Annotated in this window: 1 pseudogene; it reads left to right on the forward strand. The window is 59.9% G+C overall.

Going from position 1 to position 856, the window contains the following annotated elements:
- Window positions 1-560 precede the first annotated feature (560 nt).
- Window positions 561-856, forward strand: a pseudogene (locus G3480_RS26970) (hypothetical protein); the annotation flags it as partial.

Below are 856 nucleotides of genomic sequence, written 5' to 3' on the forward strand. Positions count from 1 at the left end.
TCACCTCACGCGGGGATCGTTGCGAGGCAATCCGTGCCAAACCGCCTTGAGTGACGCAAGCCGAGTAGGCCGTACGCGACTTCCGGCTTAAATTCAAAGCCATACCGAAGCGCAAAAAATCCTGACGCCGCTTTACAAACTCCCGCGAAGACCGGGGGTTTCGAGTAGGCCGGACACTCCTCGGACGGTCGGGCGACCTTTCTGTTCTCTGTTTGCCACCTGGTTTGTCGGCGGTGCCATATGATCTCGCCCATGGTCCAGGTTGCAGCCCGCCCCCTCTCAGCATTGGCCAACTCAGCATGACGGCCCGAATCAAAGGCTAACGCGTTGTTCTTGATAGGCTCGTGCCGCTTCATCCGCTGGCGGTGCTGCGCAGCTCAATGGTGTCTCCTTCTCCGATCGCCTTCCGAGCAAAGGTGTAACATTTTCTGACACCCCCTTTGGTGTGTCACCCTCGCCCCGGTTCGCGTCCATTACCGGCCAACAGGCGGAACACCCGTGCGGGCTCCTCAAGCGGCCCTGCTATACTCCGGCCAACGACCCGGATGAGGACAGTGCGCATGGCCACGACCTATGCCGAGATTCTTGATCTGCTTGGTGAATTGATTGCGTCGCAGAAGGAGACCGACCGTCGCTTTCAGGAGACCGACCGCAAGTTCCAGGAGACCGGTCGCCTGCTCCGTGAGCAGTCTCAGGAGACCGACCGTAAATTCCAGGAAACCGACCGCAAATTCCAAGAGACCGACCGCAAATTCCAGGAGACTAGCCGCCTGGTCGGCGATTTGGGTGGGCAGTGGGGCTTATTCGTCGAGAATCAGGTGGCCCCGGCGTGCGAACGCCTCTTCACCGAGCGCGG

The sequence above is a fragment of the Thiorhodococcus mannitoliphagus genome (assembly GCF_010915725.1).
Taxonomy (GTDB): domain Bacteria; phylum Pseudomonadota; class Gammaproteobacteria; order Chromatiales; family Chromatiaceae; genus Thiorhodococcus; species Thiorhodococcus mannitoliphagus.